14 protein-coding genes are annotated in these 16,535 nt (G+C 61.0%); 9 read left to right on the top strand and 5 right to left on the bottom strand.

What is annotated here, in order from left to right; translation table 11 throughout:
• Nucleotides 1–2: 2 nt before the first annotated feature.
• Together EXW71_RS05175 and EXW71_RS05180 are read right to left on the bottom strand one after the other, a co-directional pair.
• Nucleotides 3–1,286, bottom strand: coding sequence for a Zn-dependent hydrolase (locus EXW71_RS05175; RefSeq protein WP_134657827.1), 1,284 nt, complete (start codon nucleotides 1,284–1,286; stop codon nucleotides 3–5).
• Nucleotides 1,287–1,310: 24 nt separating this feature from the next.
• Nucleotides 1,311–2,792, bottom strand: a complete 1,482-nt coding sequence (locus EXW71_RS05180; RefSeq protein ID WP_123717891.1) for an NCS1 family nucleobase:cation symporter-1 — start codon at nucleotides 2,790–2,792, stop codon at nucleotides 1,311–1,313.
• A gap of 588 nt (nucleotides 2,793–3,380) precedes the next feature.
• Here EXW71_RS05180 and hydA point away from each other — a divergent pair.
• The 3 genes from hydA (at nucleotide 3,381) to preA (ending at nucleotide 7,624) form a co-directional block, all read left to right on the top strand.
• On the top strand, nucleotides 3,381–4,820 hold the full coding sequence (hydA, locus tag EXW71_RS05185) for a dihydropyrimidinase (RefSeq protein WP_134657828.1): 1,440 nt from the start codon (nucleotides 3,381–3,383) through the stop codon (nucleotides 4,818–4,820).
• Nucleotides 4,821–4,982: 162 nt separating this feature from the next.
• Nucleotides 4,983–6,350, top strand: coding sequence for an NAD(P)-dependent oxidoreductase (locus EXW71_RS05190; RefSeq protein WP_134657829.1), 1,368 nt, complete (start codon nucleotides 4,983–4,985; stop codon nucleotides 6,348–6,350).
• The gene (gene preA, locus EXW71_RS05195) at nucleotides 6,350–7,624 is read left to right on the top strand and encodes an NAD-dependent dihydropyrimidine dehydrogenase subunit PreA (RefSeq protein ID WP_134657830.1); all 1,275 of its coding nucleotides are present in this window, start codon (nucleotides 6,350–6,352) and stop codon (nucleotides 7,622–7,624) included. The genes EXW71_RS05190 and preA overlap by 1 nt, the downstream gene beginning before the upstream one ends.
• Nucleotides 7,625–7,741: 117 nt before the next feature.
• On the opposite strand, the gene EXW71_RS05200 is transcribed toward preA, so the two are convergent.
• The gene (locus tag EXW71_RS05200) at nucleotides 7,742–8,362 is read right to left on the bottom strand and encodes a TetR/AcrR family transcriptional regulator (protein WP_060756775.1); all 621 of its coding nucleotides are present in this window, start codon (nucleotides 8,360–8,362) and stop codon (nucleotides 7,742–7,744) included.
• Nucleotides 8,363–8,505: 143 nt separating this feature from the next.
• Here EXW71_RS05200 and EXW71_RS05205 point away from each other — a divergent pair, with 143 nt between their 5' ends.
• From EXW71_RS05205 to EXW71_RS05230, 6 genes are all read left to right on the top strand, one after another.
• Nucleotides 8,506–8,949: a GNAT family N-acetyltransferase gene (locus tag EXW71_RS05205; protein ID WP_134657831.1), complete on the top strand. Its 444-nt coding sequence runs from the start codon at nucleotides 8,506–8,508 to the stop codon at nucleotides 8,947–8,949.
• Nucleotides 8,950–8,966: 17 nt separating this feature from the next.
• On the top strand, nucleotides 8,967–9,332 hold the full coding sequence (gene copC, locus EXW71_RS05210; RefSeq protein WP_134657832.1) for a copper homeostasis periplasmic binding protein CopC: 366 nt from the start codon (nucleotides 8,967–8,969) through the stop codon (nucleotides 9,330–9,332).
• A gap of 3 nt (nucleotides 9,333–9,335) precedes the next feature.
• On the top strand, nucleotides 9,336–10,193 hold the full coding sequence (copD, locus tag EXW71_RS05215; protein WP_134657833.1) for a copper homeostasis membrane protein CopD: 858 nt from the start codon (nucleotides 9,336–9,338) through the stop codon (nucleotides 10,191–10,193).
• A gap of 223 nt (nucleotides 10,194–10,416) precedes the next feature.
• Nucleotides 10,417–11,679: an OprD family porin gene (locus EXW71_RS05220; RefSeq protein ID WP_134657834.1), complete on the top strand. Its 1,263-nt coding sequence runs from the start codon at nucleotides 10,417–10,419 to the stop codon at nucleotides 11,677–11,679.
• Between the two features lie 144 nt (nucleotides 11,680–11,823).
• On the top strand, nucleotides 11,824–12,648 hold the full coding sequence (locus tag EXW71_RS05225; protein ID WP_134657835.1) for an NAD(P)-dependent oxidoreductase: 825 nt from the start codon (nucleotides 11,824–11,826) through the stop codon (nucleotides 12,646–12,648).
• A 3-nt stretch (nucleotides 12,649–12,651) separates the two neighbouring features.
• On the top strand, nucleotides 12,652–13,527 hold the full coding sequence (locus EXW71_RS05230) for an SMP-30/gluconolactonase/LRE family protein (RefSeq protein WP_134657836.1): 876 nt from the start codon (nucleotides 12,652–12,654) through the stop codon (nucleotides 13,525–13,527).
• An 8-nt stretch (nucleotides 13,528–13,535) separates the two neighbouring features.
• Here the strand turns inward: EXW71_RS05230 and EXW71_RS05235 are convergent, their stop codons facing one another.
• The gene (locus tag EXW71_RS05235) at nucleotides 13,536–14,681 is read right to left on the bottom strand and encodes an HlyD family secretion protein (protein WP_134657837.1); all 1,146 of its coding nucleotides are present in this window, start codon (nucleotides 14,679–14,681) and stop codon (nucleotides 13,536–13,538) included.
• Nucleotides 14,678–16,324, bottom strand: coding sequence for an MFS transporter (locus tag EXW71_RS05240; RefSeq protein WP_134657838.1), 1,647 nt, complete (start codon nucleotides 16,322–16,324; stop codon nucleotides 14,678–14,680). Before EXW71_RS05240 ends, EXW71_RS05235 begins: the two co-directional genes overlap by 4 nt.
• Between the last annotated feature and the right edge of the window lie 211 nt (nucleotides 16,325–16,535).

Here is a 16,535-nt window from a genome sequence, read left to right on the forward strand (position 1 = left end):
TTTCAGGCAGCGAGTTTGCCGCTGGCGATGGCGGCTGAAGCAGCCACCATTGCACGTAACAACACCGCACACCCCGCTGCCAGATCATCCGGTGCGGCGTTCTCGATTTCGTTGTGGCTGATGCCGCCTTCACAGGGCACAAAGATCATCCCCGCCGGGCCGAGTTCGGCGACGAAAATCGCGTCGTGCCCTGCCCCGCTGACGATGTCCATGTTCGACAGGCCCAGCCCGTTCGCCGCGTCGCGCACAGCATTGACACAACCTTCGTCGAAATACAGTGGCGGGAAATCCGCCGTGGGCTCCATGTCGAAACTCAACCCATGCCTGGCACAGGTCTCATCAATCACGGTGCGCACTTGGGCTATCATCGAATCCAGCCGTGCCGGTTCCAGATGCCGGAAGTCCAGGGTCATACGCACTTCACCCGGGATGACGTTGCGTGAGCCAGGATAGGCTTGCAGGCAACCCACCGTTCCACACGCATGGGGCTGGTGCCCCAACGCTGCCGCATTCACGGCTGCGACCACCGCCGCCGCGCCCACCAAGGCGTCCTTGCGCAGGTGCATCGGCGTCGGTCCCGCGTGGGCTTCAACGCCGCGCAGCTTCAGGTCGAACCACTTCTGCCCCAATGCCCCCAGCACCACGCCGATGGTTTTTTTCTGGTCCTCGAGAATCGGCCCCTGCTCGATATGCGCTTCGAAATAGGCGCCGACCTTATGGCCTGTCGCAGGACGTGAGCCCGCGTAGCCAATCGCATTCAACGCATCGCCCACGCTTACGCCATCGGCATCTATCTTGGCCAGGGTATCCGCCAGGCTGAATTTCTCGGCAAACACCCCCGAGCCCATCATGCACGGAGGAAAACGCGACCCCTCTTCGTTGGTCCACACCACCACTTCCAGTGGGGCCTCGGTTTCCACCTTCAGGTCATTGAGCGTGCGTAACACTTCCACCCCCGCCAGCACGCCGAAACAACCGTCGAACTTGCCGCCGGTGGGCTGGGTGTCGATATGGCTGCCGGTCATCACCGGTGGCAGGTTGGGATTGCGCCCGGGGCGGCGCGCGAAGATATTGCCGATACCGTCGACGGTGACCGTGCAACCGGCCTCCTCGCACCACTGCACGAACAGGTCGCGGGCCTGGCGATCGAGGTCGGTGAGGGCCAGGCGGCACACGCCACCCTTGGGAGTGGCGCCGAGCCTGGCCAAGTCCATCAAGGACTGCCACAAGCGTTCACGGTTGATGTGCTGATGGGTGGATTGCAGAACGTCCAGGGCAGCGTTCATGGGGATCTCCTCAGGCTACATTTCTCAGGAATTGACGGCGACCGGACTGGCCCCGCGCTTGGCATTCAAGCCGTAGTACAACAAGCCGCCCAACGCCGAACCGGTAAACCAGCCATAGCTGTAGAACCAGTTGAAGGCGTCACTGCCCAGCGACAGCAAGGTCAGCACCACCGGCACGCCGAAGGCGATAAAACCGCTCCAGTTCCACGCCGGATAGACGTCGTCGCGGTACAGACCGGCGAGGTCCAGTTGCTGCTTGCGGGTGATGAAATAGTCCACCACCATGATCCCGGCAATCGGTCCCAACAGGCTTGAATAGCCCAGCAACCAGTTGGAATACACGGTTTCGAGGCTCACATCCGAGACGATCAGCCCGAGTTTTTTCAGCAACTCGTGCCCCATCAATGCCAGCCCCACCAAACCAGTCAGAATCACGGCGGTCGTGCGATTGATCAGCTTGGGCGCGATGTTCTGGAAGTCATTGGTGGGCGATACGATGTTCGCCGCCGTGTTGGTGGACAACGTTGCGATGATGATCAACGCCATGGCGACCGCCACCCACACCGGGCTCTGAATATGCCCGATCAAGCTCACCGGGTCGGAGACGCTGACGCCCACCAGTTTTACCGAGGCGGCGGTCATGATCACGCCGAGGGCAGCGAACAGGAACATGGTCAGCGGCAAGCCGAAAATCTGGCCGAGAATCTGGTCTTTCTGGCTTTTGGCATAGCGGCTGAAATCGGGAATGTTCAGCGACAACGTGGCCCAGAAACCCACCATCGCGGTAAGGCCGGCCATGAAGTAGCCAATGAGGCTCGCCCCTTCCGGGCGCTTGGGTGGGATGGCCATGAGTTCGCTGAGCGACACATTCGGCATCGCCCACACCAGCAGGCCGATCCCCACCGCCACCAGCAACGGCGCCGACAGGGTTTCCAGGCGCTTGATCGACTCGGCGCCACGCAGTACCACCCACAGGTTCAGGGTCCAGAAGATCATGAAGCCGATCACTTCGCCGGTGCCGCCCAGGGACTTCCAGCCTTCGAAAATCGAGCCCAGGAACAGATGGATCGCCAACCCGCCGAACATCGTCTGGATCCCGAACCAGCCGCACGCCACCAGCGCCCGGATCAGGCACGGTATGTTGGAGCCGAGAATGCCAAAGGACGAACGCAATAACACCGGAAACGGAATGCCGTACTTGGTGCCCGGAAACGCGTTGAGGGTCAGCGGAATCAGCACCACGATATTGGCCAACAGGATCGCAATCAGCGCTTCGCCCACCGACAATCCGAAATACGCGGTAAGCACCCCGCCCAGGGTGTAGGTCGGCACGCAGATCGACATGCCGACCCACAGCGCGGTGATGTGCCACTTGTTCCAGGTACGCTCATGCACCTTGCTCGGTGCCATGTCGTGGTTGTAGCGAGGGCTGTCGAGGACGTCGGGGCCGGCGTCGAGTTCGTACAGGCCGTTGCGCTCAATGACTTGCGATCTGTTCTGTTGCATGGCCGCTCCACGGTTTTTTCGAATTATTGTTGCTCACCCCGCGCTGACGCAGGATGGCCGGAGTACCGCGTTAACAACATGACATCACGGGCCCGGCCAGCCGTCATTGCACTCAATAACCGTGCCGACAACCCACCTCGAACCCGCACCGCTTATATAACCTGCTGATGTTTATCAGCTTTCCGATTGAGCCTCGGGTACTTGCGACGTTACTCAGGCTAAATAACGTGGAAGTTGCCCGACCGTCAGGACCAATCTGGTGCAACACAATTATTTTTATTTCCCGTCGCCGTCAAGTGGCATATCTCAAGCGTCTGATTTGCAATAAGAAATGTTGCTGAATTTAAGAACCTGTCAAGTGCGTCAAAATGGTGAGAGCTCGCTACATTTTGGTGATTCTTAATTTTTATCCTTATAAATCAACCAATTAAACAAAGAATAAGCTTATAAAAAATCTTCTTGCCCATTCTAAAATCTCGGGCTAGTTTCTATTCCTGTCACCGATGACAGGAATTAATCGACCATCGGCAAGCCGCATTACAACACTTAGAACTGGCACAAGCCGGTCAAGCCTGTGAGGAACTCGACATGTCGCTGTTGATCCGTGGCGCCACCGTTATTACCCATGATGAAAGTTACCGCGCCGATGTTTTATGCGCAGGCGGTCTAATTCGGGCTATTGGCACGAATCTGGAACTTCCCGCCGGCACTGAAATACTCGATGGCAGCGGTCAATACTTGATGCCCGGCGGCATCGACCCTCATACCCATATGCAACTGCCCTTCATGGGCACCGTGGCCAGCGAAGACTTTTTCAGTGGCACGGCGGCGGGCCTGGCGGGCGGCACCACCTCGATCATCGACTTCGTGATTCCCAATCCCCAGCAGTCGCTGCTGGAAGCTTTTCACCAATGGCGCGGCTGGGCGCAGAAGTCTGCAGCCGACTATGGCTTTCACGTCGCGATCACCTGGTGGAGCGAGCAGGTGCGCGAGGAAATGGCCGAGTTGGTCAGCCATCACGGCATCAACAGCTTCAAGCACTTCATGGCCTACAAGAACGCGATCATGGCGGCCGACGACACCCTGGTCGCCAGCTTCGAACGCTGCCTGGAACTGGGTGCGGTGCCCACCGTGCACGCGGAAAACGGCGAGCTGGTGTACCACCTGCAACGCAAGCTCATGGCCCAGGGCATTACCGGGCCGGAAGCGCACCCGCTGTCGCGTCCTTCCCAGGTAGAGGGCGAAGCGGCCAGCCGCGCGATCCGTATCGCCGAGACCCTGGGTACACCGTTGTACCTGGTGCATGTGTCGACCAAAGAAGCCCTCGACGAAATCACCTACGCCCGTGGCAAGGGCCAGCCGGTCTACGGCGAGGTCCTCGCCGGGCACCTGCTGCTCGATGACAGTGTCTACCGGCACCCCGACTGGCAAACCGCCGCCGGCTACGTGATGAGCCCGCCGTTCCGGCCACGCGGGCACCAGGAAGCGCTGTGGCATGGGCTGCAATCAGGCAACCTGCACACCACCGCCACCGACCATTGCTGCTTCTGCGCCGAGCAAAAAGCCGCCGGTCGCGACGACTTCAGCAAGATCCCCAACGGCACCGCCGGTATCGAAGACCGCATGGCGCTGCTGTGGGATGAAGGCGTCAACACCGGGCGCCTGTCGATGCAGGAGTTCGTCGCGCTGACGTCCACCAACACCGCAAAGATCTTCAACCTCTACCCCCGCAAAGGTGCGATCCGGGTGGGTGCGGATGCCGATCTGGTGCTGTGGGATCCGCAAGGAACGCGGACCATCTCCGCCAAGACCCACCACCAAAACGTCGACTTCAACATCTTCGAAGGCAAGACCGTACGCGGCGTGCCCAGCCACACCATCAGCCAGGGCAAGCTGGTCTGGGCCGATGGCGACCTGCGCGCCGAGCGCGGTGCCGGGCGGTATGTAGAGCGGCCGGCGTATCCGCCGGTGTTCGAGCAGTTGAGCAAGCGGGCTGAGCATTCCAGGCCCACCGCTGTGGAACGCTGAAAGCGGCCTTCAGTCTCTCGCCGGCAAGCCCGGCTCCCACCTGTCGATGTGTGAACACATCCAACATGTGGGCACTGGCTTGCCGGCGAAGGGGCCCGCACAGGCAACACAAAAACCAATGCCCATCAGAGGCAGCACCTCAATAACCGTGAGGCCAACACCGTGATCCAGACCCTGACCCACCTCCCCCACCCTCATGCGGACGGGGCAACGTTAGCCAGCCAGTTCACCGACCTGGCGCCGCCCCTCAACCGCCGTCAAGCCCAACTGGAAGCCTCGCGCTGCCTGTATTGCTACGACGCGCCGTGCGTGAATGCGTGCCCCAGCGAGATCGATATCCCGTCGTTCATCCGCAATATCCATACTGAAAACGTGCAAGGTGCGGCGCAGAAAATCCTCTCGGCCAACATCCTCGGCGGCAGCTGTGCCCGGGTCTGCCCGACTGAGATCCTGTGTCAGCAGGCCTGCGTGCGTAACCACGCCGAGGAATGCGCCCCGGTGTTGATTGGCCTGTTGCAACGTTACGCCATCGATAACGCGCACTTCAGCGAACACCCGTTCCAGCGCGCCGCAGCCACCGGCAAACGCATCGCTGTGGTCGGCGCCGGGCCTGCGGGGTTGGCCTGCGCGCATCGCGTGGCCTTGCACGGTCATGACGTGGTGATTTTCGAAGCGCGGGAAAAAGCCGGCGGGCTGAATGAATACGGCATCGCCAAATACAAACTGGTGGATGACTTTGCGCAGAAGGAATTGGATTTCCTGTTGCAGATCGGCGGTATCGAGATTCGCCACGGCCAGCGCCTGGGGGACAACCTGGCCTTGAGCGAGCTGCACCAGCAATTTGATGCGGTGTTCCTCGGCCTCGGCCTGGCCGCCAGCAAACAACTCGGTGTGCCCCACGAAGATGCGCCCGGCCTGCTTGCCGCCACCGACTACATCCGCGAACTGCGCCAGACCGATGACCTGAGTCAATTGCCCCTGGCCGACCGTTGCATTGTGCTCGGCGCCGGCAACACCGCCATCGACATGGCCGTGCAAATGGCCCGCCTGGGGGCTCGCGACGTGAACCTCGTTTACCGTCGTGGCCTGGCGGAGATGGGCGCCACCCAGCATGAGCAGGACATCGCCAAGGCCAATCAGGTGCGGCTGCTGACCTGGGCCCAGCCCGAAGCGGTGCTGCTGGATGATCAAAGTCGTGTACGCGGCATGCGCTTCCTGCGCACGCACCAGGAAAACGGTCGCCTGCACCCGACCGGCGAAACCTTTGAGTTGGCCGCTGACGCGATCTTCAAGGCCATTGGCCAAGGGTTCGACGACGCGGCCCTGCGCGACCCCTTGGCCCAGCAACTGCACCGCGTCGGCGAGCGCATCTTCGTCGACGAGCATCTGCGCACCAGCATTCCAGGCGTCTATGCCGGGGGCGACTGCGTCAGCCTCGGCCAGGACCTCACCGTGCAGGCGGTGCAACATGGCAAGCTGGCCGCCGAGTCCATGCACGCTCAACTCATGCTGAATGTGGAGGCTGCGTAATGGCCGATCTCTCGATTGTGTTCGCCGGTATCAAGGCCCCCAACCCATTCTGGCTGGCCTCCGCGCCGCCTACCGATAAAGCCTACAACGTGGTACGCGCCTTCGAGGCCGGCTGGGGCGGCGTGGTGTGGAAAACCCTGGGTGAAGACCCGGCGGCGGTGAATGTGTCGTCACGCTACTCGGCCCACTACGGCGCCAATCGTGAAGTGCTGGGCATCAACAATATCGAGCTGATCACCGACCGCTCCCTGGAGATCAACCTGCGGGAAATCACCCAGGTGAAAAAGGACTGGCCGGACCGCGCGCTGATCGTCTCGCTGATGGTGCCCTGTGTTGAAGAGTCGTGGAAAAACATCCTGCCCCTGGTGGAGGCCACCGGCTGCGACGGGATCGAGCTGAATTTCGGCTGCCCCCACGGCATGCCCGAACGCGGCATGGGCGCGGCGGTAGGCCAGGTGCCGGAGTATGTGGAGCAAGTGACACGCTGGTGCAAGACGTACTGCTCGCTGCCGGTGATCGTCAAGCTCACGCCGAATATCACCGACATCCGAGTGGCGGCGCGTGCCGCCTATCGCGGCGGCGCGGACGCGGTATCGCTGATCAACACCATCAACTCCATCACCAGTGTGGACCTGGAACGTATGGTCGCCCTGCCGGTGGTCGGCACCCAGAGCACCCACGGCGGTTATTGCGGCTCGGCGGTCAAACCGATTGCCCTGAACATGGTCGCGGAAATCGCCCGCGATCCACAAACCCGAGGCCTGCCCATCTGCGGAATCGGCGGCATCGGCAACTGGCGCGATGCAGCGGAGTTCGTCGCCCTGGGTTGCGGCGCGGTGCAGGTGTGCACGGCGGCGATGTTGCATGGGTTTCGCATTGTGGAAGAGATGAAGGACGGGCTGTCGCGCTGGATGGACAGTCAGGGTTACACGAGCCTGCAGGACTTCTCCGGGCGGGCGGTGGGCAATACCACGGATTGGAAGTACCTGGACATCAACTACCAGGTGATCGCCAAGATTGACCAGCAAGCCTGCATTGGCTGCGGGCGTTGTCATATCGCCTGTGAAGACACCTCGCACCAGGCGATTGCGAGTTTGAAGCAGGCGGATGGCACGCAGCGATACGAGGTGATCGACGATGAGTGCGTCGGTTGCAACCTGTGCCAGATCACCTGTCCGGTGGCGGACTGTATCGAAATGGTGCCGATGGACACGGGCAAGCCGTTTTTGAATTGGACGCAGGATCCGCGTAACCCTTATCGGGAAGCGGTGTAGGTCTTCAGAGCGCTATCGGGAGCAAGTCCCCCCATCAGGCCGGGTTCGCAATTTTGTGCTTGTGAATAGGGTCAAATGGGGCTTGCTCCCGCTGAGGCCAGCCCCCCAACACAGACCTCAAGGCTCCAGGCCAATCCCCCGCAAAATCACACTGGTCACGGTCTGAATCGCCTTCTCGAACTGCATGTCCGACAACGGCTGGTGATCATTCAGAATCGTCACCTGATGATCAAAGTCCGCATAGTGCTGGGTTGACGCCCAGATCATATACAGCAGGCTCGACGGTTCCACCGGCAGGATGCGTTTGTCTTCCACCCATTGGCGAATTTTCGCTTCCTTCATCTTGGCCCAGTCGTAAAGGCTTTCATCCAGCGCCTGGCCCAAGGTCGGCGCGCCGTGAATGATTTCGTTGGCCCAGACTTTCGACCCATAGGGCCGCGTGCGCGAGCGCTGCATCTTGGCGCGGATGTAACTGCTCAACACCACACGCGGGTCGTCGAAGGTTTCGAAGCTCAGGGCATCCTGTTTCCACACGTCCAGCAGGTCGAACAGCACAGCGCTGTACAGTTCGCTCTTGGTGGTGAAGTAGTAATGCAGGTTGGAACGCGGCAGTTGCACTTCCTCGGCGATGTCGGCCATGGCGGTGCTGCCATACCCTTTCACCGCGAAGACCTTTTCCGCCGCCAGCAGGATTTTTTCGACGTTGACTCGACGAATTCCGATTTTGTGATTGCCCATAAGGGCTCCCTGACAACAACATGGCTTCAAGACTACCATCGGCTCTAGGCCGCGGCGACACGCCACAACGAAACTTCTGACGCGAACCTTTCCCCCGGAAAACGGATTGGTTAGCATCGCGGTCCCGACGAAGGACCCTGATCATGACTATTCGACCGCGTGTCGCCACTGACGACGCCGTGCTGGGTGCACTGTGGGAACGCTCGGTGCGTGCCACTCATGACTTCCTGCCAGAGGACGACATCCAACGTTTGCTGCCCGTGGTGCGTGATGCTTACCTGCCCATGCCCGCCCTGGATGTGTGGGTGTATGAAGACCAAAACGGTATCGGCGGGTTCATCGCCACCGGCGGGCACAATGTGGAAATGCTGTTTATCGACCCCGATCGACGCGGCCAGGGCATCGGCCGGCAATTGCTCGACCACGTCCGTGCGCGCCATGACACCCTGACGGTAGACGTCAACGAACAAAACCCACAGGCCGTGGGCTTCTATCTGCACTATGGTTTTATCCAGGTCGCGCGCTCGCCGCTGGATGGCGAAGGCAAACCCTTTCCCTTGCTGCATATGGCTTTACCCACTTCCTGAACTGAAGGTATCGAACAATGCTGATCAAGAACGCCCTGACCACCGTCGCCCTGCTCGCATCCCTGCTGGGCACCTCGGCCGCATTTGCCCATGCCCACCTCAAGAGCTCGACGCCCGCGGCCGACAGCACCGTCGCCGCGCCCGCCGACCTGCGCCTGACCTTCAGCGAAGGCGTCGAAGCCACCTTCACCAAGGTGTCCCTGAGCAAGGATGGCACCGAAGTCGCGATCAAAGGCCTGGAAACCCCCGACACCGACAAGAAAACCCTGGTCGTCACGCCAGCCGCCCCCCTCGCTGCCGGCAACTACAAAGTGGTGTGGAATGCCGTGTCGGTCGACACCCACAAGAGCAACGGTGAATACAGCTTCAAGGTCGGCCAATAACCCATGGCGACACTGCTGGTGCTGTGCCGCTTTGTGCATTTCATCGTTGTGCTGTTGATGTTCGGGGCCTGTGCATTCAGGCCCAGGTTGTTGGGCACAGAACGGCAACCGGCACTTGACCGGCAATTGCTGCGTATCACTCGCGTGCTCGCCGCGTTGGGGTTGTGCTCCGGCGTGGCCTGGTTGCTGTTGATCACCGCCAGCGTGGCCGGCAGTTGGGACGCGGCGCTGCAACCGGCTACCGTGCAGTTGGTGCTGGGCAAAACCTTCTTTGGCCAGGTGTGGGTCTGGCATCTGTTGTTGAACCTGCTGCTGGTGATCGCACTGATCAAGCCCTGGCCCGCTTTGCGCCTGCCGTTGATCATTCTGCTGTTGGCCACGCTGGCACCTGTGGGTCATGGCGCCATGCTCGATGGGTTGAGCGGGCAGTTGCTGATCCTCAACCAGGTGGTGCACCTGATGTGCGTGGGTGCCTGGCTCGGCGGGTTGCTGTTGCTGGTGTTGGTGCTCATACAGCCCCGACAGCATGCGCTGGCAGCGATCCTGAAGCGCTTCAGCGGCGTGGGGTATGGTCTGGTCGCCGGGCTGCTGGTGACGGGGTTGATCAATGTGCGCGTGCTCACCGGGCAGCTATGGCCCACGCCCTTGTTCAACGGTTTTGCCCTGATTCTGTTGATCAAAGTGCTGCTGGTGCTGGGCATGTTGGCGCTGGCGCTGCTGAACCGGTTGCGTATCGAACGCTGTGAAGAGCACTTGGGCAGCCTGAAAGCCAGTGTGCTGTTGGAAGGGTTACTGGGCATAGCGGCGGTGGCTGCGGTCTCCCTGCTTGGCACTCTCCCACCGATGGTCATGACCGGCTAAAAAACCAACGCTGAAATGCAGGCGACGCGATCCGGCACGAACGCCGCGGTGATACCCTTGCAGAAGCCTGGCTCCCACATTGACATAGCGGTTCTTGGTCGAATCACCCTGGTTATCGTACAACCTCTGCTTGACAGCCCTCGAAAACCCCGTAAATATCCCGCCAGATGTTGTACGACGACGTACGACAAATAATAAAAATTACAAAAATGGGAGCTTCACTGTGCGTTCATTCGCCCGCAATTCCTCGTCGTGTATCGGTCTCCTCAGCCTTGGCAGCCTGGCGTTTACCCTCCCCCTCAGCGCTCAGGCGGAAGGTTTTATCGACGACGCCAAGGCCACGCTCAATTTGCGCAACGCCTACTTCAACCGCAATTTCACCAACCCGACCAATCCCCAGGGCATGGCGCAAGAGTGGACACAGAACTTCATCCTCGATGCCAAGTCCGGCTTCACACAGGGCACCGTGGGTTTCGGGATTGATGTGCTGGGCCTGTACTCGCAAAAGCTGGATGGCGGCAAAGGCACGGGCGGCACGCAGTTGCTGCCGATCCACAGCGATGGCCGTCCGGCCGACAACTTCGGTCGCCTGGGCGTGGCGCTGAAAACCAAACTGTCGAAGACCGAATTGAAGGTGGGCGAATGGATGCCGGTGCTGCCGATCCTGCGCTCCGACGACGGCCGCTCGCTGCCGCAGACTTTTCGTGGCGGCCAGGTCACCTCCAACGAAATCGCCGGCCTGACCCTCTATGGCGGCCAGTTCCGCGGTAACAGCCCGCGCAACGACGCGAGCATGGAAGACATGTTCATGAACGGTAAAGCCGCGTTCACCTCCGACCGCTTCAACTTTGGCGGCGCCGAATACACCTTCAACGACAAGCGCACCCAGGTCGGTGTGTGGTACGCCGAACTGACCGATATCTACCAGCAACAGTATTTCAACCTGACTCACAGCCAGCCCGTGGGCGACTGGACCCTGGGTGCCAACCTCGGCTTTTTCAACGGCAAGGAAGACGGCAGCGCCCTGGCCGGCAACCTCGACAACAAGACCGCCTTCGCCCTGCTGTCGGCCAAGTACAACGGCAACACCTTCTATGTGGGCCTGCAGAAACTCACCGGTGACAGCGTATGGATGCGGGTCAACGGCACCAGTGGCGGCACCTTGGCGAACGATAGCTACAACGCCAGCTACGATAACGCCAAGGAAAAATCCTGGCAGGTGCGCCATGACTTCAACTTCGTAGTGCTCGGCATTCCGGGGCTGACCATGATGAACCGCTATATCAGCGGCAGTAACGTGCACACAGGGGCGATCACCGACGGTAAGGAATGGGGCCGTGAATCGGAACTGGCCTACACGGTGCAAAGCGGTGCCTTGAAGGATCTGAATGTGCGCTGGCGCAATTCAACCATGCGTCGGGATTTCAGCAACAATGAGTTTGACGAGAATCGGATCTTTATCAGCTACCCGATTTCGCTGTTGTAAGGTTGCGGACCGAGCACACACGTTGAGTCATTGCACATCCCTCATTTGAAAACCCATCACCGGTAATGGCGTTGACAACCTGGGGGATCCCTAACAATACTTCCACCCAGTCATACGACAACCTACAACAACAATGGAACCCTCATGACCACCACCACAACCACGCCTGTTCCATTCAACCGCTTACTGCTCACCGGTGCCGCCGGTGGGCTGGGCAAGGTGCTGCGCGAACGCCTGCGCCCCTACGCCCAGGTACTGCGCCTGTCGGATATCGCTGACATGGCCCCGGCTGCCGACGCTGGCGAAGAAGTGCAAACCTGTGACCTCTCCGATAAACAAGCCGTGCATCATCTGGTCGAAGGTGTGGATGCGATCCTGCACTTCGGCGGCGTGTCGGTTGAGCGCCCGTTCGAAGAAGTCCTCGGCGCCAACATCTGCGGGATTTTCCATATCTACGAAGCCGCCCGTCGCCATGGCGTGAAGCGCGTGATTTTCGCCAGTTCCAATCATGTGATCGGCTTCTACAAGCAAGGTGAAAAACTCGACGCCCACTCCCCTCGCCGTCCGGACAGCTATTACGGCCTGTCCAAATCCTACGGCGAAGACATGGCCAGTTTCTACTTCGACCGTTACGGCATCGAGACCGTGAGCATCCGTATCGGCTCCTCGTTCCCGGAGCCGCAGAACCGCCGGATGATGCACACCTGGCTGAGCTTCGACGACCTCACACACCTGCTGGAGCGCGCGCTCTACACACCCGACGTCGGGCATACCGTGGTGTACGGCATGTCGGATAACCTCGACACCTGGTGGGACAACCGCTACGCCGCGCACCTGGGCTTTACCCCAAAGGACAGCTCCGAGGTGTTCCGCGCCCAGGTCGAAACCCAACCGCCCGTGGCCGACAATGACCCGGCCAAGGTTTACCAGGGCGGTGCGTTCTGCGCGGCCGGACCGTTCGGTGATTGACCAATGACCGCTGAATTGATTGTCGACGCGCGCAATGCCGTGGGCGAATGCCCGGTGTGGGTGCCTGAGGAAAACGCGCTGTACTGGGTGGATATTCCCAATGGCGGCCTGCAGCGCTGGAGCGCCGGCACCGGTCACATCGCCGCCTGGAAAGCCCCGCAGATGCTCGCCTGTATCGCCCGCACCGCGACCGGCAACTGGATCGCCGGGATGGAAACCGGCTTTTTCCAGCTCACCCCCCACAACGACGGCAGCCTCGACAGCACAGGCTTGGCGACCGTCGAACACCCGCGTGCGGACATGCGCCTGAACGACGGCCGCTGTGACCGTCAAGGGCGTTTCTGGGCCGGCAGCATGGTACTGAATATGGGCTTGAACGCGGCCGAGGGCACCCTCTACCGCTACGAGTCCGGCCGGCCGCCACACGCTCAACTGGGCGGTTTTATCACCCTCAACGGCCTGGCCTTCAGCCCCGATGGACGCACGATGTATGCCTCGGACTCACACCCGCTGGTGCAGCAGATCTGGGCCTTCGACTACGACATCGACACCGGCACGCCGTCCAATCGCCGCGTGTTCGTGGACATGCACAACCACCCCGGCCGCCCCGACGGTGCTGCCGTCGATGCCGACGGTTGCTACTGGATCTGCGCCAACGACGCCGGGCTCGTCCACCGCTTCACCCCTGAGGGTCGCCTCGACCGCTCCCTCAGCGTGCCGGTAAAAAAACCCACCATGTGCGCCTTCGGCGGCAGTCGCCTGGACACCCTGTTCGTCACCTCGATCCGTGACGACCAGAGCCAGCAGTCCCCGGCCGGCGGCGTATTCGCCCTCAACCCGGGAGTCCAGGGGCTACCCGAACCCACCTTTGCGCGCTAGGTAGCGCTTCAAGGCGGGCTGTTTTTCAGGCGGCCCGCCGTGTCGATACTGACGACTACCGACAACCCCGGCCGCAGCCGCTCGCTCTCGGCCTGATCAGGGTCAACCGTTATCCGCACCGGCACGCGCTGAGCGATCTTCACGAAATTGCCGGTGGCATTGTCCGCCTGCAACAGGCTGAACTCCGAACCCGTCGCCGGGGAAATATGCTGCACCGTACCGTGAAACTTGCGGTGGTTCAGTGCGTCCACGGTGAAGGTCACCGGCTGGCCGACCTGCACGTGGTCCATCTGGGTTTCTTTCATATTGGCGATCACCCACAACTGCGGGGGCACCAGGGCCATCAGCTGTGCGCCGGAATTGACATAGGCGCCAAGGCGCACGCCAATCTGCCCCAATTGGCCGTCACGCGGCGCGGTGATGCGAGTGTTGGACAGGTCGATACGTGCCAGCTCCACCGCCGCCTCGGCACTGGCCACGGCAGCTTCCAGGGAGCCGCGATTGACGATCACCGTTTGCAGATCCTGCCGGGCAATTTCCAGGCTGGCCTTGGCCTGGGCCACCGCGGCGATCGTCTGCGCATTCGCCGCACGGGTCACGTCCAACTCGCGCTTGGAAACTGAGCCGTCGCTGATCAGCTCTTCATTGCGGCGCAGGTCAGCGATGCTCTTGCGTGACTGCGCCTCGCTGTCCGCCAACGCGGCCTGGCGCAGCTTGATGGTGGCTTCGGCGCTGTTGCGCTGCTGCACCACATTGACCAACGAGGCTTTCTGCACCGCCAATTGCGCCAGCGCCTGGTCGAGGCGCTGCTTGTAGATGCGGTCATCCAGGCGCACCAGCAGGTCGCCAGCCTTGACGTACTGGAAATCCTGCACCGGTACTTCAAACACATAACCGCTCAGTTGCGGCCCGATGATCGTCACCTGGCCGCGAACCAATGCGTTCTCCGTGGTTTCCACGGCGCTGCTGAACGGTGGCAACTGCCAGGCATACAGCACGATCAGCACGCCGACGATGGCAATCGCGGCAAAGCCCAGGGATGAGATGATGCGCACCCGCAGCGAGCGCGGCTCGGTGATGGTTGAGCCCGGCGGGGTACTGCCTTCCGGGGTTGAGGCGATGGCGTTGGTGGTGGTTGTGGTTGATTCGGTCATGAAGAAACGCCGCTGGGTTGAACGGGAGGGGCTGCTGCTCGGGTAGTGCTCATCAGCCACAGGCTGCGGATAAAGATCCAGAGCATAGTCAGTATTGCGATGATCGCGATCAGCATGAAGACATCGTTGTAAGCCATTACGTTTGCCTCCCGGGTCGCTGCCGTGGCAAGGCTGCGGATACCCATGAGGTTACGCAGTTCCGGGTCGGCGACGATACCGCCATAGGCCGAACCGCCGCTCTGCACGCGCGCGGCCACACGCGGGTCGAGCAAGGTCAGGTGCTCGACGAGCATGCTCGAATGATACTTCTCGCGCACGATCTGGAAGGTGCCGAGCAAGGCCGCGCCGATCAGGCCGCCGAGGTTCTGGCAAATGCCGAACATCACCGAAAAACTCACCAGGTTGCGCGGGTTGGTCAGCACGTTCTTCGTGCCCAGCACCATGGTCGGTCCCAGGAAGAAAGTGCCGCCAAAGCCCAGCAGGAACTGGCTGATATACAGATTCTGCGGTCGGGTCAGGTTGCTGGAGAAACTGTCCATCACCGAGCCCACGGCCATCAGCGCCAGAGAAATCACCAATGGCATCAGCAGGTGCGCAGGGTTGATGGTCAATGCGCTGACCACCAGCCCGGCAATCGCCCCGGCCAGCATGACCACATACAGCGTGTGCATCTGCTGGTAGCTCATGTTCAGCATCTGCATGAACCCCACCGCACCGGTGGACTGTTCCGACAGCACCATGCGAATCAGGATCACCGCCAGCGCCAGGCGAATCATGGTGCCACTGCCGAGCCAGCGGGTCATCAGCATTGGGTTGGCGCGGTTATGCTCGATGGCCAGCCCGGCCATGATCAGCACCAGGGAACAGGCCGAGGCGATGCCGATCCAGGGTGCTTCCAGCCACCAGTCGATACGGCCCAGGGACAGCACCGCGCACAGCAACGCCACGCCGGTTGCGAGGATGGCGAAGGTGAGGAAATCGAGCTTTTCGAAGGTTTTGAAGCGGTCGCCGGGTGGCAGCTTGAGCAGGAACACGCAACCCAGGCAGATCAGCGCCATGCCCAGCTCAAACAGGTAGAGGCCACGCCACTCGGCAATCTGCAGCAAGTCTTCGGAGAACAATCGCGCCAGGGGCAAGGCCAACTGCGCGGTGCCCAACCCCAGCACCAGGGCTTTGAGGCGCCACTTGGCCGGGAACGCCTGGATCATGTAGTACAAACCCAGGGAACTCAGCGCCGCCCCCACCATGCCATGGGCCGCCCGAACCGCAATCGCCGAACTGAGGTCGTTGACGAACAAGTGGCCGAAGGTCACCAGCGCATACAGCACCAGGAACACCTCGGTAAACGCACGCAGGCCGAACTGCTGGCGGAACTTCACCAGCAGCAGGTTCATGCACACATTGGTCATCACATAGGCGGCGGGCAGCCAGGCCATTTCGGCGGTGGTCGCACCCAATGCGCCTTGCAGGTATTGCAGGTTGGCGATGACCAGGGCATTGCCCAGGCCACCGGTGATCGCCACCAGCACGCCCACCAGCGCGAACAGCCAGCGCTTGCGTGTGGGGTGCAGCGGTGTAGACGGCGAGCCGGGCAGGCTCGGACGCTCGTGAGGCTCCCAGGTGTGGGGAGTGTATTTGTCCATTCGATGACCTAGATGAGCCGACGGGTTAGGTCGGTAAAACCATGACCCAGGGATAGTAAACCTGAGAGCCGCTCATCTTGCCATCTTGGGGTGGGATTGAAGCCCGTATTCTGTAGGAGCGAGCTTGCTCGCGAAAAACGTCAATGATAACGCGTGCTTCCTGAATGAACGCGGCGCCTATGGCTTTTTCGCGAGCAAGCTCGCTCCTACA

Source organism: Pseudomonas sp. BCA17 (genome assembly GCF_004519405.1).
Classification (GTDB): Bacteria; Pseudomonadota; Gammaproteobacteria; order Pseudomonadales; family Pseudomonadaceae; genus Aquipseudomonas.